Annotated in this window: 11 protein-coding genes and 1 tRNA gene; 6 read left to right on the top strand and 6 right to left on the bottom strand. The window is 50.7% G+C overall.

The window, feature by feature from the left end:
- Positions 1–206: 206 nt before the first annotated feature.
- Positions 207–1,628 (bottom strand): glycoside hydrolase family 88/105 protein, encoded by a 1,422-nt coding sequence (locus tag HMPREF9442_RS04745; protein ID WP_008625895.1) that lies wholly within the window; start codon positions 1,626–1,628, stop codon positions 207–209.
- 192 nt (positions 1,629–1,820) lie between these two features.
- Here HMPREF9442_RS04745 and HMPREF9442_RS04740 point away from each other — a divergent pair, with 192 nt between their 5' ends.
- From HMPREF9442_RS04740 to HMPREF9442_RS04720, 4 genes are all read left to right on the top strand, one after another.
- A complete protein-coding gene (locus HMPREF9442_RS04740; protein WP_008625894.1) occupies positions 1,821–4,445 on the top strand; it encodes an exo-rhamnogalacturonan lyase family protein in 2,625 nt (874 codons plus the stop codon).
- An 877-nt stretch (positions 4,446–5,322) separates the two neighbouring features.
- Entirely contained in the window at positions 5,323–5,769 is a 447-nt protein-coding gene (locus tag HMPREF9442_RS04730; RefSeq protein WP_040602640.1) for a LexA family protein, read from the top strand.
- Positions 5,766–7,046 carry a Y-family DNA polymerase gene (locus HMPREF9442_RS04725; RefSeq protein ID WP_008625890.1) on the top strand — a complete coding sequence of 427 codons (1,281 nt, stop codon included), beginning with the start codon at positions 5,766–5,768 and terminating at the stop codon, positions 7,044–7,046. Before HMPREF9442_RS04730 ends, HMPREF9442_RS04725 begins: the two co-directional genes overlap by 4 nt.
- Positions 7,047–7,199: 153 nt before the next feature.
- A complete protein-coding gene (locus tag HMPREF9442_RS04720) occupies positions 7,200–8,657 on the top strand; it encodes a PI-PLC domain-containing protein (RefSeq protein ID WP_008625889.1) in 1,458 nt (485 codons plus the stop codon).
- A gap of 132 nt (positions 8,658–8,789) precedes the next feature.
- Here HMPREF9442_RS04720 and HMPREF9442_RS04715 read toward each other — a convergent pair.
- From HMPREF9442_RS04715 to HMPREF9442_RS04700, 4 genes are all read right to left on the bottom strand, one after another.
- Positions 8,790–8,871 (bottom strand) — tRNA-Leu (locus HMPREF9442_RS04715).
- A gap of 45 nt (positions 8,872–8,916) precedes the next feature.
- Positions 8,917–9,933 carry a S41 family peptidase gene (locus HMPREF9442_RS04710; RefSeq protein ID WP_008625886.1) on the bottom strand — a complete coding sequence of 339 codons (1,017 nt, stop codon included), beginning with the start codon at positions 9,931–9,933 and terminating at the stop codon, positions 8,917–8,919.
- Between the two features lie 12 nt (positions 9,934–9,945).
- Positions 9,946–10,848: a DUF3316 domain-containing protein gene (locus HMPREF9442_RS04705; protein WP_008625885.1), complete on the bottom strand. Its 903-nt coding sequence runs from the start codon at positions 10,846–10,848 to the stop codon at positions 9,946–9,948.
- Between the two features lies 1 nt (position 10,849).
- The gene (locus HMPREF9442_RS04700) at positions 10,850–13,585 is read right to left on the bottom strand and encodes a DNA gyrase/topoisomerase IV subunit A (RefSeq protein ID WP_008625882.1); all 2,736 of its coding nucleotides are present in this window, start codon (positions 13,583–13,585) and stop codon (positions 10,850–10,852) included.
- Positions 13,586–13,684: 99 nt separating this feature from the next.
- Here HMPREF9442_RS04700 and HMPREF9442_RS04695 point away from each other — a divergent pair, with 99 nt between their 5' ends.
- On the top strand, positions 13,685–15,226 hold the full coding sequence (locus HMPREF9442_RS04695; protein ID WP_008625880.1) for a glycine--tRNA ligase: 1,542 nt from the start codon (positions 13,685–13,687) through the stop codon (positions 15,224–15,226).
- Positions 15,227–15,249: 23 nt separating this feature from the next.
- Positions 15,250–15,912 carry a BamJ family beta-barrel-assembly machinery protein gene (gene bamJ / locus HMPREF9442_RS04690; RefSeq protein WP_008625879.1) on the top strand — a complete coding sequence of 221 codons (663 nt, stop codon included), beginning with the start codon at positions 15,250–15,252 and terminating at the stop codon, positions 15,910–15,912.
- Between the two features lie 99 nt (positions 15,913–16,011).
- On the opposite strand, the gene HMPREF9442_RS16970 is transcribed toward bamJ, so the two are convergent.
- The gene (locus HMPREF9442_RS16970; protein WP_008625878.1) at positions 16,012–18,720 is read right to left on the bottom strand and encodes an FN3 associated domain-containing protein; all 2,709 of its coding nucleotides are present in this window, start codon (positions 18,718–18,720) and stop codon (positions 16,012–16,014) included.

Raw genomic sequence — 18,720 nt, 5'->3', positions numbered from 1 at the left:
TAACCCGTCCAACTTTTTGGGGGCACTTCACAGTGGTGCAACCGGGGGATTGTTTCGGTCTTTCCGTATGCCTCTTGTTTATCGGACGCTGGCGGTGCACGGGCTGTCCAATTCGGTTTTCCACAGACGCAAGTAATCGAACCATGCTTTGCTGTCCTCGAAACCGTCTTTTTCACGCCGGGCACATACGGTGATGTAGTAACTGTTTATTCTACGGCTTCTCCTTGCCCGTCTTCGGTGAGGTAGAAGAGCGGAGAAGGGTTGGTTTGTTTCACTTTATAATAATGTAAGCCGCTGTCGTTCGTGCGTGGATGCCAATGACCGAGCAGGCGTATCATTTCCGCACCGGCCCAGATGACGGGACCGTAACCGTGGGCGGCCTGATAGTTGGCCGGACGGTAGTAGTAGAACGCAGGATCGAATCCCATTCCTGTACCCACGCAAGTACCGTCCACTTGCCCGCCCTCCTTGATTTGCGTACTGACGGCATGCCATCCGAGCTGCGCCACCGGGCCGTAAGTGATGCCTTCTATCCATCCTTTGTTGATGGCGTGGGCGATGCAATATACATAAATGGCCGTGGCCGAAGTTTCTAAGTAGGAATCGCTGCGGTCCACAAGCTGGTGCCAGAAACCTTCCGAACTTTGGTAGGCCGCCAATCCCTTGATGTGGCGGCGCAGTTGTTCGAGCAGGAACGGGCGGTCGGGATGGTCTTCGGGCAGGGCGTCGAGCAGTTCGCAGTTGGTCAGTATGGCCCATCCGTTGGCACGTGCCCAATGGAAAGTGGGCTGTTGTGCCAGTCCTTCTACGTAACCGTGGCGGTAAAGCCCCTTTTCCGGTACAAACATGCGGTCGATGAACTGACGGCTGACCTTGGCCGCCTCGTTGAAATATTTTGTGGATTCCTCTTTTTTATAAATGCCACGATAGGCCAAAGAAGGGACTCCCATGAACATGTCGTCCAACCAGATGGTGTTGTGTTGCGGGCGGTGGCGTGCGAATGTGCCGTCGGGCAGGCGGTATTGTCCGTGTTCGATGAAAGCGAAATAATTTTCTATCAGGTCGGACAGCGGCAAGGACGGGTCGGCGATACACGCCTTCATCATGGCGCAACACATGGCTCCGGCATCGTCCAATGCTTTCGGGTGCAGGATTTGTTCCATCTGTGCGTCGGTATCTTTGTACTGTTCGTAAAGCTTGCGGAATCCCGGAGCGACTTCGGCCAAGAATCTGAGACGGCGGACGACGTAATCTTTGTACCGGGCATCTCCTGTCACTTCGGAAGCATCCAGCAGTGCCTGGTAAGTCACGCCCCATTCATAACTTCCGATGCGGAATGTGCCTCGGTCGAGCGTGGAGCCGTGGGGGATGTGTCGGTAGTCGGTCACTTCTTTTCCGTCGGTATCCAATACGCGTACAGGGGTATGCTGCTCAATGTAGGCGAACACCCGGTCGATGTCTTTCTTGACTTGTTCGACGGTCAGGTTGCCATAGGGTACTTTGTATTCCGGTTGGAGCAAGTGCAACGGAGTGGTCATGTCGTTGATTTCAGTTTCCTGTGCAGTGACGGAGTGACCGAGGGATAGGATGCCTACGGCAAGGAAGCAGGCTTTGCAGATGGTTTTCATGCGTCTCGTTTATAAAATCAGGTTAATAATCTGTGTCGGATTGTCGCAAAAATACAGGTAATCCAAATGCAAAATTAGGAATAAATCCGTAACGTAAGAGGATAATCCTGCGGTTTTTTAAAATTTATTTTCCGATAAAATTGGAAATTACGGAAGTTATGTTGAATTTTGCATGTAGATAATTGTAGCATCATGAAAAACCTGATTTCAATTTTGTGTATGGGATTGTCCATGCTTTCCATGGGACTTTATGGTAAAAACAAGGTTTCGGGCGATTTGCGTTGGGTCGGTACGCGGCCTTCGTCTGACCGTCCGGTCAGTTTGGGCATTCCGTTCCTGAAGGGGGAACTGGAGGCCGATGGCCGTGTGGTGTTGAAATACGGGGACGGGACGGACATCCCGTCGGACTGTTGGCCGTTGGCTTACTGGCCGGACGGTTCGGTCAAATGGGCCGGAGTGGCCGCCGTGATACCGGAAGAAGCGGAAGACATCCGTTTTGAAACCATCTTGAAGAAACCCAAAAAAGAGAACCGTTCCGGGGCAAAGGTGCGGGTGGACGAGACACCCTCTTTCTTCCGGGTGTCCACCGGAAAGGTTGAGGCTTATATTCCCAAACTGGGTGGTTGCCTGCTTGACAGCCTCCGCTACGGAGGGAAGACGGTAGGCGGACAAGCCGCCTTGCTGTGCTCCACGCAGGACCGTCCGTCGGCAGAAGGAGAGGCGGTATTGCATTTCACCGGCTATCGCGGGCAAGTGGAACGCGTCACGGTGGAACGTGCCGGGGATGTCCGGGTATTGGTGCGGGCGGAAGGCCGCTATGCGAACGATGTCACGGGGCGGAAATGGCTTCCGTTCACCGTACGCTTTTATTTTTATGCCGGGAGCGAACAAGTCAAGATGGTACATACTTTTGTGTTCGATGGTGACATGGATCACGATTTCATCCGTAGTCTGGGCATCCGTTTCGAGGTTCCCATGCGCGAGGCCGTTTACAATCGTCACATAGCTTTCGCCACGGCCGATGGTGGGGTATGGGCGGAACCGGTGCAGCCTTTGGTGGGCCGTCGCGTGTTGTCGTTGGATGGGAAAAAGGATTGGCAGGCGAGGCAGATGCGTGGCGGACGCATACCGGCCTATGAGAAGTTCGATGCCAAGAACCGTCATCTTCTCGACCGTTGGGCGGTGTGGGACGGTTTCCGGTTGAGCCAGACGACGGCCGACGCTTTTTCTATCCGTAAACGTACGCATGCCGACCGTCCGTGGATTGGGACTTTCTCGGGAACCCGTGCGCCGGGTTATGTGTTTGCCGGAGACGTAAGCGGCGGATTGGGCGTGGCTCTGAAAGATTTTTGGCAATCCTATCCCACGGCTTTGCAGGTGGACAGTGCCGCTGCCCGGAATGCCAGCCTGACCGTATGGATGTGGAGTCCCGACGCAGGGCCGATGGACTTGCGGCATTACGACGATGTGGCGCACGATTTGGAGGCCAGTTATGAGGACGTGCAGGAAGGGATGAGCACGCCCTACGGTGTGGCGCGTACCCATACGCTGACTCTCGTTCCGTCTGTGGCTTATGGGGGAAAGGAGACGGTAGCCCGGACGGCATCCATGTTGGCCGAAGACGCCCCCTTGTTGTGCACACCGGAATACCTCCACGCCAAGCATGCCTTTGGGGTGTGGAGCCTGCCCGACCGGAGCAACCCGAAGCGGGCACGGGTGGAGGACCGTCTGGAAGACTATTTGGACTATTATGTGAAGGCTGTCGATCAACATCGTTGGTACGGTTTCTGGAACTACGGTGACTTTATGCACACCTACGATTCCGTGCGCCATACGTGGAGGTATGACGTGGGAGGATATGCGTGGGATAACACGGAACTGGCCTCTAACATGTGGTTGTGGTACAGTTTCCTGCGGACAGGCCGTGCCGACCTTTGGCGGATGGCCGTGGCCATGAGTCGTCATACGACAGAATGCGACGTGTACCATCTTGGCCCGATGGCCGGGTTAGGTTCGCGCCACAACGTGAGCCACTGGGGGTGTGGAGCGAAGGAGGCACGCATCAGCCAAGCGGCGTGGAACCGTTTCTATTATTATCTGACCACGGATGAGCGCAGCGGTGACCTGATGACCGAAGTGCGCGATGCCGAACAAAAGCTTTACGACATCGATCCGATGAGGTTGGCTCTTCCGCGTGAGAAGTATCCCTGTACGGCTCCGGCACGTTTGCGTGTCGGGCCCGATTGGTTGGCCTACGCCGGAAACTGGATGACGGAATGGGAACGGACGGGCAACACGGCTTACCGCGACAAAATCATCGCAGGCATGAAGAGCATCTCGGCCTTGCCCCACGGCATCTTCACAGGGCCGGGCGTGTTGGGTTTCGACCCTGCCACGGGCGTGTTGAGCTACGAGGGAGACCCCGGTTTGCAGCGCACCGAACATTTGACCACCATCATGGGCGGTTTCCAAGTGATGAACGAGCTGATGGAAATGATAGACTTGCCGGAATGGAACCGCACGTGGCTCACCTTTGCCCGGGAATACAAGGAGAAGGCGCGCACGATTACGCACAATCCTTTTCCCGTGACGCGCCTTACGGCCTATGCCGCCGCCCAGACGGGAAGCCGGGAACTGGCAGCCGAAGCTTGGGATGAGCTGTGGCACGTGTGGCACAATGACAAACCTTTCACGGTGCGCCGTGTGGAGGTGCCCGAGGTCCCAGCACCGGTGGACGAGAATCCCGTGGTATGTACCAACGATGCGGCCACATGGAGCTTGGCAGCCATTTACATGCAGGAAGTCATTCCCGAATAGTTGATATCCGCGTGACGTGTATGTATAAGTAACATTTTGTTAGTTTTTGGAGTTCCCGAGGAAGATAAAATACGGTGTAATACGATTCAAAAAAGTATCCGGACTGCATAAATATTTAGTTATGCAGGTCTTATGCAACGTAAACCTGCATATATGCAAATCGTTTGCAGGCGAATGATTTTTCATTTGGCTGCAAACGGAAAATGTTTCTCCGCAGAACTTTTTGAAGTAGTCCTCGTGACGGTATTGGAGAGGGCGAAAAATGCCTGTGCAATCGGGTTTTATTCCGTTTCTTGGAGATATCTGGTGAATTCTCATGTACGAAAACATCCGGCAAAAAGTCAGCGGTTTCCGGTTGGGGCTTACGCCACGTTTGATCCGGGCGTACAAAGTCCTTCTTTCCGTTCCGTTTTGTTTCCCAACGCCTTTGTGTCCTTCCCTTTTGTCAGTATCCCGTTTCGCGAGAATCGTTTATTTTCGGTTCGTGCCGGAGGAACCTGCCAATGGGCGATTCTCGTGAGGGAGGTTTTGACAGATTGTCAGTCCGATGTTTGGGCTGTGCATTTGGTCCAAAAAATGTAAACTATGCGTTTTTGACTTGAAAATCTTCTGTTGCTTTCCTGTATGAGGATGAAGGCAGGAGTGCCTGTTTCCAGGGCTTTGGATGGTTTGCGTCCCGGCGTGTATGTCGTGGGCGGCAAGAAGGTATTGAAATGAGGATGCTCCGATAGTCTTTTCCCGAAAGGATAAGGGTCGCACGGTAACTTCTTGTGAGGTTGCCGTGCGATTGTTTTTTCTTGGTAAGGAATGACGGATGACAAAGGAAAAGCGTGGTGTCGCAGCATCCGTAATGGGTAAAATATCGTATCTTTGCCGTATGGATGAGATGAAACTAAGCATAAGCCCGGTCGACTTGTCGGTACCGCAGGTTCTTCCTTATTCCGAGGAGGGGGTAAGAGCCGGATTTCCCTCCCCGGCGCAGGATTACATGTCGGGCGGTATTGATTTGAATAAAGAGTTGGTGCGGCATCGTGAGACGACGTTCTATGCCCGGGTGTCTGGTCATTCCATGGCCGGTGCCGGCATCGAGGACGGGGATTTGGTAGTGGTGGACAAGTCGCTCGAGGCTCGGACGGGAGACTATGTGGTGGCTTGTATCGACGGGGAGTTCACCCTCAAACAGTTCCGGCTCGATGCGGCAAACTGTTGTGCTTGGCTTGTCCCCGCCAACGAAGAGTTCCAACCGATAAAGATTACGGGAGAAAATGATTTCAGGGTTTGGGGCGTGGTGACTTACGTCATTAAAAAACTGCATAAAGGATGAAAGATGGGGTGTTCGGGTTGGTGGACTGCAACAATTTCTTTGTATCGTGCGAACGGGTGTTCCGTCCGGACTTGCGGGACAAGCCAGTAGTGGTGCTTTCCAACAACGACGGATGTGTCATTGCGCGGAGCAACGAGAGCAAGGCTTTGGGCATCCGGATGGGGGAGCCGTTTTTCAAGGTGCGCGACGTGGTGGCGCGGCATGGGGTGGCGGTGTTTTCCAGTAACTTTTCGCTTTATGGCGACATGAGCCGGCGGGTGATGTCTTTGCTTTCGGCTTATACGCCCCGGTTGGATATTTATAGTGTGGATGAGGCCGTACTTGATTTGACGGGAATGGGGGATGCGGAGTTTCTGCGCGGGTATGGCCGGGATATTGTGCGCAAGATTGGAAAGGGCGTGGGGATACCAGTCTCGTTGGGTGTAGCCGGGACCAAGACATTGGCCAAGATGGCTAGCAAATATGCCAAACGTTATCCGGCATACGAGGGGGTATGTTTAATAGATACGGAAGAGAAGCGCGAGAAGGCCTTGAGGCGGTTTGCGGTCGGCGACGTGTGGGGCATAGGCCGTCGCATGCAAAAGGTTCTGGAATACCATGGCGTCCGTACGGCGTGGGATTTCGTGTGCCGTTCCGAAGGATGGGTACGCCATGAATTTTCAGTGGCCGGAGTCCGTACGTGGCGCGAATTGCAGGGCGAGAGCTGTATTGCTTTGGATGACTTGCCTTATAAAAAAAGTATTTGCATGAGCCGCAGTTTTCCCGGGCATGGATTGTCTGAATGGCATGTCTTGGAAGAGGCCGTGGCTTATTTTGCTTCGGAGTGTGCCCGTAAGTTGCGCGAACAAGGTACTTGTTGCGGACAAGTCACGGTGTTTGCCTATACTAGCCGTTTCCGGACAGATGTTCCCGGCAATATGATTCAACAACAGGTACGTATGCCCGTACCGACACAGGATACGGCCGAAATCGTGCATGCGGCTTTGGAAGCGTTGCGGTTGCATGCGCATGACGGGGGCTTCGACTATAAGAAATCCGGAGTTATCGTTTGGGATTTGTCACCGCGTGAAGCGGTTCAAACGGATTTGTTTGATAAGATGGATCGTGGAAAGCGTGGGGCATTGATACGTGCCGTGGATGAGATAAACCGTAAGAACGGGCATAACGTGGTGAAAGTGGCTGCATTGGGGGCTGAACAGGAATATGCTTCGGAGAGGCAATACGCTTCGCGACGTTATACGACGAATCTGGATGAGGTCTTGGTAGTGAAAGTGTGAGAGCTTCAGTTTACCTCTTTATGTTATTTTATGCTAAAATGAACCCTTGATCCGTTTTTTTTCTCCTGATTGTCATTCTGATATTGGAAACATTTGCTTCCTTTGTAATAGAAAGAAAAACAATTTTTAGGAACCTTTTAATTTTTGAGAATCATGAGAAACGTTTACTTTACTTTATTACTGATGCTTTGCATGAGTGCCCATGTGAAAGCTGGAGATTGGATGAAACGTCTGCCGGACAATCTTTTTGTATCCCAAGTTTCTATTCCCGGAACGCATGATGCAGCTACGGGGAACGGGGTTACTTTGGCAACCTTTTCCCAGTGCCAAGACATAGATGTGGCCACACAGTGGTCCATCGGTATCCGCGCTTTCGATTTCCGCCCGAAGGTGAAAGATGACTATCTGAATATCAACCATGGTATTTCTGAGACGAAACTTCGTTTTGATGCCGCTTTGTATTTGCTGCGGGATTCGTTGAAAGCTCATCCTTCCGAATTTGCGATAATCCATTGTTTGTATGCTTCCAATTACGATAACGATAAAGCCACGTATGAAACCATGTTGCGCGAATTGTTGTCGCGTGAGGATTTGAAGGATTATTTTGTGCCGTTCCGGCGGAATTTGACGGTAGGGGACATGCGGGGGAAAATCTTGCTGTTGAGCCGTGACCAATATGCCGTCAAACCGATAACAGGCGGTTTTTTCCAAAGTTGGTGCGGTTGGTTGGATTGGAATGCACAGTCTTCGTGTAGTATTATAGGGGAGAGCGCGGCATTGGATTATAAATCTCCTTTGTGGGTGCAGGATTATGCCAATACGAAAGATAGTGAAGGAGGTGTGGCCAAGAAGGTAAGCGCGGTAACCGAAATGTTGGAACATAGTACGAAACATGTGACAAAAGACGAGTCGGACGTGGTGTGGGTATTTAACTTTGCATCGGCTTATCCCGGGTCGCTATCTACAGCTAATGGTTATCGCGAGAATGCGACCTACACGAATGCGGCTATTATAGAGTATTTGCAGACGCATGAAGCGGGACCTACGGGGGTTATCCTGATGGATTATTGTGTGGACCGGAGCCCTAACGAGGTGGATGGAAAGTACCTGACGCGTGGGCGCGAGTTGGTGGATACCTTGATTGCCAACAATTATAAGTGGTTGGAACGGAGAAATAGGACTGTGTACGATAGGGCATTAGATAGGATAGATAAACTTTATACGAAGTTACAAGAGGTTCGGGAAGCTATTGCGACCGAATGTGCAGATGTTGCCGCAGACTTTGAGGATGAACTGGCTGCGGCAAAAGAGGTTATCGACCAACAAAAATATGAGATTGACAGTTTGTACGCCGGATGGCTGTTCACGGAAAGTTATACGGTGGATTATACCGGAACCTATAAAATTATAAGGCAAATCGAGAAGGATGCCGAAGAAGCCCAAGCTAAGTTTGATGAGGAGTCGGATATTCATGCAGTGCAGGTTGAACATATAGGAAACGATTGTCAGATATTCTCGCTCACCGGAGAACGTTTGGATGCTCTTCGTCGTGGTACGGTTAACATTGTGAAGTTCCCTGAGGGCAAGGTACGGAAGGTTGTTTGTCAATAAGGCCGCTTCTGGTATTGGGTACAGACAAGTTGGATTGGGATTGCGAAAGCCAAGCCGGAAGGAGGCTTTTGATGTCCATAAAAAAAGAAATCCTGAGCACCCCATCAATAAGTGTTCAGGATTCTTTTTCTGTGCGCCTGATAGGACTCGAACCTACATGCCGCAAAGCACCAGATCCTAAGTCTGGCGTGTCTACCAATTTCACCACAGGCGCGGTAAGACGGCTGCAAAGATAGAAAGATTTATCGGCTTGGCCAAATTATCGTTTCAGAAATTCTCGTGCGGCTTCTATCATTGTGTCTTTGTTGCGTGCCAGGTCTTCTTGTGTGAGCGATACGCAAGTGTCCGGTTCGATACCGAATTCGATTTGGTTCATTCCGGCATCGTACATCGGGCAGGCGGAGAAGCGGACAGACCATCCGTTGGGGAGTTCGGACGAAAAGGGGAGGCCGGAACCGCCACCTGTGCGGTCGCCCATAATGGTGACCAAGGGGCATTCTTTCATATCGCGTACGAACGTATTGGTGGCACTATAACACGAACGGTTGGTCAGCACGACGGCTTTCTTTTGCCAACGTATGCCTTTCGACGGTTCGATGTATTCGGTTTCGGGGGACGAAAAATCATTGTGTCCCGTTCCGGTTTTATGGGCGATGTAGCCTACCAGTCGTTTTTCGTTGGTGAACCGTTCGGCCAATCGTTCGGCGTAGGTCAGCGTGCCGCCGGAATTGTTGCGTACGTCCACAATCAGTCCGTTGCACAAGCGCAGATAATACATGGCTTCATCCAGATTGCCTTCACCGATGCCGGAACTGAAGCTTCCATAATATATATAACCGATGTTGTCGTCGAGAATCTTGTAATACATGCCGGCGGCGATGCGGTAATCCGTCCCCAAATAAATTTGGTGGACACTGTCGTTGAAATTACTCGGGTAATTCTCATGCCAGCTCCAGTAACGGCCTACGTCGGCAGCAGAATAAAGGTTGACGTGGCCGTCGCGAAGTTCGGACAGCATGTCGCATAAGACTTCGAATAGTTGGGCTGAAGTCATTCCGTCATGTACGTGCGGACGGTATTTGGCATATACCTCGTTCCACGGCAGGCATCCTTCCTGCACCTTGTAGTCGTGGAAGCAGTATTGGGTGTCGATAATGCGCCAAAGTGTCTCGAAATTATTGACTGGCGTGTTGTCCGGCTCTTCTTCACGAATGCAACTCGGGCAGAAAAGCAGGGCGAGAATGGCGCAGAATATAAAAAAGATGTAATGTTTCATACCGATGGTGGGTTACAGGATAAACGGGCGGTGTTGCGGCTCTTTACGTTTGACGAAGCTGAAATGTTTCACGTAGCCTATCATGAAACTATGGTTCCAGATATGGCTGCGCAGTCCGTTTACACGGCTTTGGCGGATGTCGCACAAATAGCCGGCCCGGAACGTAAATCCTGCAATGGGAAAGTCCAATGTCAGGAAATGGCGCATGGACGGCGCATTGCCCGGATAAGTAAAACATACGTTGTGGTCATAGTTGCCTAATGACATCTCATAGTAAGACTGTCCGTAGCGTGGGGAGAACATGGCTCCGATGAGCGGCAGGCTGGTTTGGTAGCGGGCGGTGAAGGGTACTTTGCGGATATGGAACGGGTAGACGGCCATCAGGGATGCGTCTATGTCGATGTCAGCCTTGGCCTGTACCGGATTGTTGGAATTACGGTTGTTGTAAATCGCTCCCAGTCCGGCATGGACTTCTCCTCCGGCCATCAGCCGCAACCGTCTGCCCACGACCCAGTTGTAATGCCAACCGATGGAATAATTTATCTTGCCCCCCAGTTCGTCGGAGTTTCCGGCCCGGTTGGAGGTATAACAAAAAAATCCGTCGAGGATGCTTTGTGTCGTGATGCGTCCGTCTAACCAGTGGGTTTTACGTAAGGTCTCATGCAGAATGCTCAGGTGAGGCCCGGTATAAGTGGAGGGAGACAGGTAAGTCTCGTATAGGCTTGTGCGTCCCGCACCGAAGAGTGTGGCGTGTGTCGTATAGCGGTTTTCCGGAAGGGGGGCGGCATCTTGGGCTTGGCATGGCCTGATACCAAGAAATGTCCCTATGGCTAATAAGAAAATGAGTGCCCGCTCTCTGACGGAGCGGGACATTCGGGACGAAACGGTTGTATAGGCCGGTAAGAAGTGAGACATATTATTCGTCTTCAAAAAGTTTCATTTGCCCGGTAAGCTCATCTATGATGTCGCTTTGGCTTTTACCGGCATCCGGATCCAGATTCTCCTTTTCTGTGTCTTTTTCTTCCGTTTCTTCCGCCACGGCTTCTTCGGTTTCCGGTTCCGGCCGGCGTATGGGTTCCAGTTCGGTAATGGTTGCCGTATCGAACGTGGTGAGCCGTTTGCCTTTCGCTTTGAAACTCTTTATGCCGATGAAACTTTCCGCATCAATTTCCTGCGGGTCGCGGAAGCTGTCGTGCCCGCCGAACGTGATTTGCAACCTTGGATAGGTTTCGTCCGTGAGCAAGACGAAGCGGCTGTCCTTGTTTTCTCCCATGAAACTTTGGGGCTTGGTACTCGGTTCGAACGCAAAACGCTTGACGTAAGGATAACCTTGTTGGTCGGCATCGTAGAGAACGGCACACCATATCTTGTCCGGTGAGAATTTTTCGATACGGAGTATGCCCGGTTCATAATGGTTGTTTACGTCGAAATTGGTCGTGTAGAACTCTCCGCTTTTCAGGATGACCAAAATCAGGTCTTCGCTGTGGAACTCACCCAGGTATTCTCCCCGCTCGTCGTAATTCAGGCGGTTGACATCGTGGTCGAACCATACTTTGCGTCCGCCCAAGGTAGAACCGCCGTGGGATTTCAGGCCGATACGCTGTATCTCGTTTTTGCTTAAAATGTTACCCATGCTTTGGCGGCCTTTGATAGTCACAGTACTGAAATCCTTTTCCACAAATATCTTTTTGAGTTTCAGGGCGGGTTTCAGGGTAATTTTAATGACCTCCGCTTCTCCGTTCGGATTGGCCGTGAAGTAGACGACGCGTGAAAAGGGTTTGCCTTGTGTCAGGTCGTATTCACGGTCGCGGGTGATGGAAGTTACATTGAAACGCTTGATGTAATAGAAACCGTCCTTGCCGTCCCGGTAGGCGACATTGTAAATCGTCCGTTTGTCGTTGCGTTTGAAAACTGCGGCATGGATGATTTCGGCTTTTTTCTTTTCAGCCTTGCTTCTTTCCGTTTCGCCCACGAACGTCTTGTCGCTGATACGGATGACTTTATAAGTTCCGTCGCGGTAGAAAATAATGGCATCGTCGATGTCGGAACAGTTGGCAATGAATTCGTCCTTTTTGAGCGATGTGCCGATAAAGCCCTCTTCGCGGTTGATATACAGTTTTTCGTTGGCCTCCACCACCTTGGTAGCTACGATCGTATCGAAATTGCGCAGTTCGGTATGACGCGGATGTTCGTTGCCGTATTTGGCTTTCAACATACGGAACCAGTTGCAGGTGACTTCCACCATGTTGTCTAAGTCGCGGTCGATGCGTGCGATCTCATCTTTCATCCGGGCGATGGCGTCGTTGGCCTTGTCTTTATTGAATTTCAGGATCCGGGCCATTTTGATGTCCATCAGTTTGAGGATGTCGTCTTGGGTCACTTCCCTTATCATCTGCGGATAGAAGGGCGTGAGCCGTTCGTCGATGTGTGTGCAGGCCGCGTCCATATCTTTGGCCTGTTCGAAGTTGCGGTCTTTGTAAATCCGCTCTTCGATGAATATCTTTTCGAGCGAGGCAAAATGCAGGCTCTCTTGAAGCTCTCCCTTTCGGATGAGCAATTCCTTGCGGAGCAGTCCGAGCGTGTTGTCCACTGAACGTTTCAGTACTTCGCTGACGGTCAGGAAGCAAGGCTTCTTGTCGTCGATGACGCAACAGTTGGGCGAGATACTGACTTCGCAGTCGGTAAAGGCATAGAGAGCATCCAATGCCTTGTCCGAGCTTACTCCCGGCGTCAGGTGCACTAAGATTTCTACTTCGGCAGCCGTGTTGTCCTCTACCTTGCGTACTTTGATTTTGCCTTTTTCGATGGCTTTCAGAATGGAGTCAATCAGGGTTGTGGTGGTCTTTCCGTATGGAATCTCACGGATGGCCAGCGTCTTGTTGTCTATCTTAGTGATTTTGGCACGTACTTTCACTACGCCCCCTCGTCCGCCGTCGTTATACTTGCTTACATCGATACTTCCTCCTGTCAGGAAATCCGGGTAAAGTTGAAACGGTTCGCCATGCAGGTAGTTTACGGCGGCATCGCATATCTCGTTTAAGTTATGCGGCAGGATTTTGGATGACAAGCCCACGGCAATGCCTTCCACGCCTTGGGCCAACAGCAGCGGGAACTTGACCGGAAGCGTCACCGGTTCCTTGTTCCGTCCGTCGTATGAAAGTTTCCATTCCGTGGTTTTGGGGTTGAACACCACGTCGAGGGCGAATTTGGAAAGCCGGGCCTCGATATAACGCGGAGCAGCCGCCGAGTCACCGGTAAGGATGTTTCCCCAGTTCCCTTGGCAGTCTATGAGCAAATCCTTCTGTCCCAACTGCACCAAGGCATCCCCGATGGAAGCGTCTCCGTGCGGATGGAATTGCATGGTATGTCCCACGATGTTGGCCACCTTGTTGTAGCGCCCGTCGTCCATACGCTTCATGGAGTGCAGGATGCGGCGTTGTACCGGTTTGAAACCGTCGTTGATATGGGGCACGGCCCGTTCGAGAATCACGTAAGAGGCATAATCCAGAAACCAATTCTGGTACATCCCGCTCAAGTGGTGTGTAATGCTGTCATGGGGATTTGTTTCCGGTTGGTAATTGGAGTGTGCATTGTTGTCCTCTTCAGGCGTTTCCGTAGTCAGGTCTGTCAACTCGTCTTTGTCTTCGCTCATATTTGTTTATGATATATCTATTTTAACGCAAAAATAACATTTTAATGAAAAAAAAGGCGTACTTTTGCGAAAGATTTATCAATATTTTACGAATAGAGTATGGCTCAGGAAGATGTATTCAAGAAAATAGTGTCACATTGTAAGGAATACGGTTTCGTGTTTCCCTCAAGCGACATCTATGACGGATTGGGTGCCGTGTATGATTACGGTCAGAACGGTGTGGAGTTGAAAAATAACATCAAGCAATATTGGTGGCAGAGCATGGTGTTGCTGCACGAGAACATCGTGGGTATCGATGCCGCCATCTTCATGCACCCTACGACGTGGAAGGCCAGCGGGCACGTGGACGCATTCAACGACCCTTTGATAGACAACCGCGACAGCAAGAAGCGTTATCGTGCGGATGTATTGATTGAAGACCAGATTGCCAAGTACGAAGAAAAGATAAACAAGGAAATAGCCAAGGCGGCCAAGAAGTTCGGGGATAGCTTTGATGAGCAGAAGTTCCGCGAAACCAATCCCCGCGTGTTGGAACATCAGCAGAAACGCGATGCGTTGCACCAACGTTACAGCGATGCGATGAATGCGGGCGACCTGAATGAACTGAAACAGATTATCTTGGATGAGGGTATCGTGTGTCCCATCAGCGGCACGCACAACTGGACCGATGTCCGTCAGTTCAATCTGATGTTCAAGACCGAGGTCGGTTCTACGGCCGAAGGTTCTTCCACTATTTACCTGCGTCCGGAAACCGCCCAAGGCATCTTCGTGAACTACTTGAATGTGCAGAAGACGGGGCGCATGAAGCTGCCTTTCGGTATCGCACAAATCGGCAAGGCGTTCCGTAACGAGATTGTGGCTCGCCAGTTCATATTCCGTATGCGCGAGTTCGAGCAAATGGAGATGCAGTACTTCGTGAAGCCCGGTACGGAGCTTCAATGGTTCGAAACGTGGAAAAAGACCCGTATGGCTTGGCATCAGGCATTAGGTTTCGGGGCGGAAAACTACCGTTTCCACGACCATGAGAAACTGGCGCACTATGCCAATGCGGCCAGTGACATCGAGTTCCACATGCCATTCGGTTTCAAGGAAGTGGAAGGTATCCACAGCCGTACGAACTTTGATTTGAGCCAGCATGCCAAGTATTCGGGCAAGAAGATAGAATATTTCGACCCCGAAACGAACGAAAGCTATACGCCGTATGTCATTGAGACCTCTATCGGTGTGGACCGTATGTTCCTTTCCATCATGTGCCACAGCTACGAGGAAGAGAAACTGGAAAACGGGGAAACTCGCGTAGTGCTCAAATTGCCGGAGGCATTGGCTCCGGTAAAACTGGCCGTCATGCCGTTGGTAAAAAAAGACGGTCTGCCTGAGAAAGCGCACGAAATCATCAGCAACCTGCGTTTCCATTTCAACTGCAAATACGATGAGAAGGATTCTATCGGCAAGCGTTACCGCCGACAGGATGCCATTGGTACGCCGTATTGCGTGACGGTGGATTACGATACGCTGAAGGACAATACCGTGACCCTGCGTCATCGCGACACGATGGAACAGAAGCGGGTGAACATTGCCGACTTGCAAGGTATCATTGAAGACCGTGTGAGCATCACTTCGTTGCTGAAAAAGATTATGTAATCCTGCCTAAAAGACGGACATCAATGAAAAAAGGTTTATTGTATCTGGCGGTCGTTCTTTTTTCTTTATGCACTTTGGGGGCTTGTAAAGAAGAAGATGACACGTATGATGCTTATGCGAACTGGCCGGCTCGGAATGCTGAATATTTTTCCCAAATAGCTGCCGAGGCAAGGGACTCCATTGCGCAAGCCAAAAAACTATATGGTAATCAGTGGGAAGCCTATTGTAATTGGCGTATGTTCAAGTCGACGACGAAGTCCCAAAATATACTTGGGGCGTTGACCGATTCGATTTGCGTGTATATTGAGCAGCGGGGTTCGGGAACGGACAGACCGACATGGTCCGACACGGTCCGTGTCAATTACCGGGGCTATCTGATGCCTACCCAGAATATGGTGAACGGAGAATGGGTGGAAGAACGTAAGGTGTTCTCCCAGTCTTTCATGGGCGAACTGGATAATCAGATTGCCGTGCCGGCCAAGATGGGAGTTTCGAGTGCCGTGCCCGGATTTGCCACAGCTTTGCAATACATGCACAAAGGTGATGTCTGGTGGGTATATATACCCTCTGAACTGGCTTACGGAAGTCAGTCGGCAGGTTCGGTGCTGCCTTATTCCACGTTGACGTTTTATGCCAATCTGGTAGAATATTACGAACCGGGAGAGGACGTTCCGGACTGGAAATAAGAAGTAACAGGAATATAAATTTTATATGGATATGTGAAAACGAATGGCACGGCAGGTTTGTGACTGTCGTGCCATTTGTTTGGGGTAATGTTGTTCGATTTATTCTACGGGCGTACCGAATGCGGTGAGCTCATAGACACCATCGGCCCAAGCGGCCGGATTATTGTTATGCACATTGATGATTCTCAGTACCGTTAACCTGAGGTATCTGTAAACCGATGAGTCCGTGATGGGGAGTATCTGGAACCCTACTTGCCAGTTATCCGTTCCGTCTACCAAGGTTTGGAAGTGTTCGCCGTCTACGCTCCCTTCGATTGTGTATTTATATGCCGTTTCCGAACCATTGACCAATTTGGTAGACAAGTTCAGCTCCGATATCTTGGCCTTTTTCTGCATATCTATGGTCAGGACGTACGGGTACGTGCTGCTCTGGAAGTAAACGGAGGAATTCATGTCGGCTCCGTCTGTGATGCAGGATGCCGTATGAGGGTTGGCACCAACCGTGGTGGTAGAGGCCGGTGCGTTCAGCGTGAGATTCCTGCCGTTTTGTACGGGGACGATGCCGTATGAATCATAAAATTCGATATAACGGTAATAATCCATGGAAGCATAGCCTTTGTTGAATTTGGCTACGGAAATCCTCGGGAAGTTCCCGTCTGGGTCTTTGTGGTGGTATTGGGCACCCCAATGGTAACTCCACACGCCGAATGTTTCGTGGTTTGTACCCCTTCTTTGGATGTTGTTGAACTGTGCCCCGAAAGTAGAGTTGTTACCGATTTCCCGTAATGAAGTCCATACCCCGTCCAGTTTCTCAGCTGAGGCATACATGGCCTGGCTAGGATACCATCCGGATGCTTTGGAGCTGAAGAAATAGTATTCGCCGTCTTTTTTGATGATGGAAGGGGTCTCGCGGTGTTGTCCTTTACATATTGTATTGACTAATGCGACAGGACGAGTCCACGTCTCATCCAATTTGTAGATATTGATATCGCTGTTCATGTTGGTGGCAGAGAGAAGGTAGCCCGTGCCGTCATCGTCTATAAACAAAGCCTGGTCGCGGGAGTCATATCCTAATGGCCGTTCCATGGTACCTACTTCGATTCCGCCTTTCGGGGTAATCTGTGCAAGGAATATCTTGGCGGCAGTATATCCTCCTTGGTCTTCATAATGGGCGGAGAGTACGACCTTGCCAGTCTTTTCATTATAACGGAAACCGATACCTTCGAAGTTTACACCCGGATAGAATGCGATTTCACGTGGTGTGCTCCAACTTCCTTCCTTGCCAGTCTTGGAATAAGATTCAGACAGCAGCCAACCGTCTTTTTCCTGTCCACTTACAGCTTTTTTCTTCCTTTCCAACCTATAAGAGAAATAAAGGTTTCCTATTTTCATTCCGGCGATGCCGCCTTTTCTATTTTTCAGATATTGACCGTTGCGGTTGTCGTATACGTCGCAATCTTGCGAAGGTCTGAAGGGCATGGCCGACTGCGGTTCCGATGTGGCTATCTTTCGGCCCTCTTTGTAGCCTTCTACATGATAGGTGTAATTTTCCCCTAAAGACAACCCGTAATCATCGTAAGTGTCTCCCCGGGTCTCTCCTATTAAGGTGCCGTTTCGGTATATTTTGTACACGTCTGCGTCATTCCTTTGCATCCAGTTGATTTTTACGTTCTTCACTTCGTTTTCGCCGACGAGCTTGAACGGAGTTGCCGTGATAGCCCATGTACTGATGGCAAAGTCGGCCGAGGTCATCTTGCTGGCCCCTTCCGTATTGTAGGCGATGGCGTTCACCCTTGTGGTTTTATTGAGGGTGAACGGAATGGAATACTTTATGCTATTTTTGTCTGGTTCACTGCCGTCAAGCGTATAGTAGATTTCCACCGATGGATCTTTATGTTGTAATTCTACGGTTTGGCTTCCCCAAACGTCACCACCCGAAGGTGAAATGAAGGGCGGTTCGACATTGGCACTGACTTGTTCCACGGCAATCAGGCTGATGCTGCCGTTTTCCCATTCCTTTCCGCCGATCTTGTTGCTTTCATAAGTGAAAGTCGCAGGCTGTGCCAGTTTCAGCTCATGGGTGACCCAGACAGGTGGATGAACCCAGTCTTCCGCTATGGTGGTGGAAACCTGTTTGGTGTCGTATATCTTTTGGTTCACTCGGAGATAACTGGTAAAATTAAGCTTGACATTGGGGACATGGGCGACCCACACTTTATATCTTCCCGGTTGGAGGGTCAGTTTATAGGTCAGTCCCTCGTCCTTATCCTTTCCGTCACTCAGGTAAGAGGAAGCCCAGTCGGCTTCGTTCCCGGCTTTGACATATACCTTTTGGTTCTCGTGTTGTTCGCGTTCCACATAACCCCATAAATCGGTTGCGGAGGTATATTTCTGATCCGGTTTGTCGTTGAACAGGGCTTGTCCGCGCAAAGCTTTGGCAGCCTCGAATATTTGTGAAGATTGTGGGGCGATACGGCCTGCGTCGATTAGGTACACCAGATTTTCCGGCAAAGTCCACACGTAAGCCATAACCGTATCCTTTGTGCCTTTCCGGTTCACTTCGCCTTTTATTTCTGTTTGCTTGAAAGCCGTATTAAACAGGCTTGCATCTGTCTTTTCCCATTTGACAGCCAGTTTGTCCGTCCCGATTTGGATATTTGTGGGCAGCTGCGGCTGTCGGTTAATCACAGTCCCGATGACTATATGTTTGCCATCAGTCTTGCCGGTAGAGGCCATGCCCTGTAAGCTGTTGCCGAGCAAGAATACACCAAGGATATAACCCTTAGTTCGTAATTTGTTTTGTATCAT

Source organism: Paraprevotella xylaniphila YIT 11841 (assembly GCF_000205165.1).
Taxonomy (GTDB): Bacteria; Bacteroidota; Bacteroidia; order Bacteroidales; family Bacteroidaceae; genus Paraprevotella; species Paraprevotella xylaniphila.
This window is presented reverse-complemented; position numbering and strand designations above follow the sequence as displayed.

Bases quoted from the DNA above. Each gene is read 5' to 3' on its own strand.
- HMPREF9442_RS04745 (WP_008625895.1), bottom strand. From the start codon at position 1,628: ATGAAAACCATCTGCAAAGCCTGCTTCCTTGCCGTAGGCATCCTATCC.
- HMPREF9442_RS04740 (WP_008625894.1), top strand. From the start codon at position 1,821: ATGAAAAACCTGATTTCAATTTTGTGTATGGGATTGTCCATGCTTTCC.
- HMPREF9442_RS04730 (WP_040602640.1), top strand. From the start codon at position 5,323: ATGGATGAGATGAAACTAAGCATAAGCCCGGTCGACTTGTCGGTACCG.
- HMPREF9442_RS04725 (WP_008625890.1), top strand. From the start codon at position 5,766: ATGAAAGATGGGGTGTTCGGGTTGGTGGACTGCAACAATTTCTTTGTA.
- HMPREF9442_RS04720 (WP_008625889.1), top strand. From the start codon at position 7,200: ATGAGAAACGTTTACTTTACTTTATTACTGATGCTTTGCATGAGTGCC.
- HMPREF9442_RS04710 (WP_008625886.1), bottom strand. From the start codon at position 9,933: ATGAAACATTACATCTTTTTTATATTCTGCGCCATTCTCGCCCTGCTT.
- HMPREF9442_RS04705 (WP_008625885.1), bottom strand. From the start codon at position 10,848: ATGTCTCACTTCTTACCGGCCTATACAACCGTTTCGTCCCGAATGTCC.
- HMPREF9442_RS04700 (WP_008625882.1), bottom strand. From the start codon at position 13,585: ATGAGCGAAGACAAAGACGAGTTGACAGACCTGACTACGGAAACGCCT.
- HMPREF9442_RS04695 (WP_008625880.1), top strand. From the start codon at position 13,685: ATGGCTCAGGAAGATGTATTCAAGAAAATAGTGTCACATTGTAAGGAA.
- bamJ (WP_008625879.1), top strand. From the start codon at position 15,250: ATGAAAAAAGGTTTATTGTATCTGGCGGTCGTTCTTTTTTCTTTATGC.
- HMPREF9442_RS16970 (WP_008625878.1), bottom strand. From the start codon at position 18,720: ATGATACAAAACAAATTACGAACTAAGGGTTATATCCTTGGTGTATTC.